Origin of the sequence: Calidifontibacillus erzurumensis (assembly GCF_013303125.1) — a bacterium.
In the GTDB taxonomy this organism is placed as follows: Bacteria; Bacillota; Bacilli; order Bacillales; family Bacillaceae_J; genus Calidifontibacillus; species Calidifontibacillus erzurumensis.
Window position 1 is genome coordinate 1 of record NZ_JABTTE010000048.1, and the last position, 2,190, is coordinate 2,190.

Annotated in this window: 2 protein-coding genes; both read left to right on the top strand. The window is 31.9% G+C overall.

The window, feature by feature from the left end:
- The first annotated feature begins 92 nt into the window (after positions 1–92).
- Complete coding sequence (istA, locus tag HR057_RS16695) at positions 93–1,382, top strand: IS21 family transposase (RefSeq protein ID WP_173732619.1); 1,290 nt, start codon at positions 93–95, stop codon at positions 1,380–1,382.
- On the top strand, positions 1,379–2,137 hold the full coding sequence (istB, locus tag HR057_RS16700; protein WP_173732620.1) for an IS21-like element helper ATPase IstB: 759 nt from the start codon (positions 1,379–1,381) through the stop codon (positions 2,135–2,137). The genes istA and istB overlap by 4 nt, the downstream gene beginning before the upstream one ends.
- The last annotated feature ends 53 nt before the right edge of the window (positions 2,138–2,190 follow it).

Sequence of the window (2,190 nt, forward strand, 5' to 3'; positions counted from 1 at the left end):
TATAAATGCTATTTTAAATATGTACAAAAATGACTGTATAAAAATGTACAACTTTAACATTATATTACATACTAATCTTGGAGGAGATTAGTATGTACATAGCTTTAAATGTTGAAACGAATTTTGAAGTTAGAAGTCTTACAGACTTACCAAAATTAAAAATGATTATGGAGCAGTTCAAAATGAAAATTAATAAAAGTCAGTTAGCTAGAGAGTTGGGAGTAGATCGGCGAACAATTGATAAATATTTGAATGGGTTTATTCCAAAACAAAAGCGAGAGAAAGCATCGAAAATTGATAAATATTACGCTGTTATAGCTTCACTTTTATCAGAAGATTCAAAACAAAAGTTTTATTATCGTCGTATTCTTTGGCAATATCTTAAAGATAATCATGGACTGGATTGTGCTTATTCTACATTTCGTGCTTATATTGCAAAAGTTCCTGAGTTTAAAGCATATTTTGATGAAGACAAACGAATTCCATCTCCTAAGGGAAAAGGTGTATCAAGATATGAAACCCCACCAGGAAAGCAAGCGCAGTTTGATTGGAAAGAAAATATTCCGTTTGAAACCAAAGATGGTCAACATGTGGTAATTAATGTGGCATCATTGATTCTTTCCTATTCAAGATTTCGCACATTTTGTGTCACTATTTCCAAATCACAAAGTATGTTATTTTCCTTTTTAACAGAAACCTTTGAAGCGTTAGGGGGTGTGCCAGAAGAGCTAGTTGTAGATAATATGAAGACGGTGATGGATGAAGCAAGAACAGAATATTCTTCTGGGAAAGTAAATGCGAAATTTCAACAATTCGCAAATGACTTCGGATTTCGTGTTCATCCATGTATTGCTGGAAAACCGCATACAAAAGGAAAAGTCGAAACGACAATGAAGTTCATAGATGAAATTCACGCTTATCAGGGTCAGCTGACCTTAGAAGAACTTTATAAATTTGTTCAAACATTAAATAATCGGATTAATCATCAAATACATCAAGGGACTGGAAGAATACCTGTAATGGATTTTAAAAAAGAAAGGAATTTCTTACTCCCACTCCCACATGAGAAAATAAGAAATTCCTATCGAATCAACCATACACAAGTAAAAGTCAATGCATCGAGCATGATTACCTACAAATCAAACCAATACTCTGTCCCTAGTAAGTACATAGGTAAAAAAGTAGGTATACAAGTGTATGATGACCAACTCTGGATTTATTATAACACAGAGTTGATTGCCAAACATCCAATTAGTAACAAAAAATTGAATTATCAGGAAGAACATTATAAAGAGGCATTACAGATTTCAATGCCTCATTATCCAGATATAGATAAATTAGCGAAAAAGAATTTAGATGTGATGGGAGAAGTGTTTAAATGAATTCAACAACGAATTATCAACAATTAATGAATAACTTAGAGTATTTGAAATTAAAACAGATGGCAACGCATTTAGGAGAAGTCATAGACTTCAGTATGAAAAATCAGCTATCTTTTATCGATACATTACTTAAACTAACAAACTATGAAATCGATGTACGGGAACAAAATGTCATTCAATCGATGGTGAAAATCGCAGCCTTTCCTCACCTAAAAGAAATAAAAGACTTTGATTTTGATTTTCAACCATCCATTAATCAACAACAAATTTTAGATTTTTTATCTCTCCGTTTTATTGAGGAAAAAGAAAATATCGTATTTTTAGGGCCAAGTGGTGTTGGCAAAACTCACTTGGCAACTGCAATCGGAATCACAGCAGCTAAAAAGAGGACAAGCACGTATTTTATTAAGTGTCATGATTTAATTCAAAATTTGAGAAAGGCTAGACTGGAGAATCGTTTGGAAAGTCGTTTAAAACAATATAACAAATATAAGCTATTAATCATTGATGAGATTGGTTATTTGCCAATCGATAAAGAAGACGCAAAATTATTTTTCCAACTAATTGATTTGCGATATGAAAAGAAAAGTACAATTTTCACAACTAATTCAAATTTCAAAGACTGGGATCAAATATTTCAGGATACAAAAATAGCCAATGCCATTTTAGACCGAATTCTACATCATGCATCGGTTGTAACGATTGTAGGTGAATCATATCGGTTAAAGGACCACATGAAAAAGGAAAACGAGTAATTTTGTACATCCTTAAACAATCAAAAATGTACATTTTAATATTGACATTTATA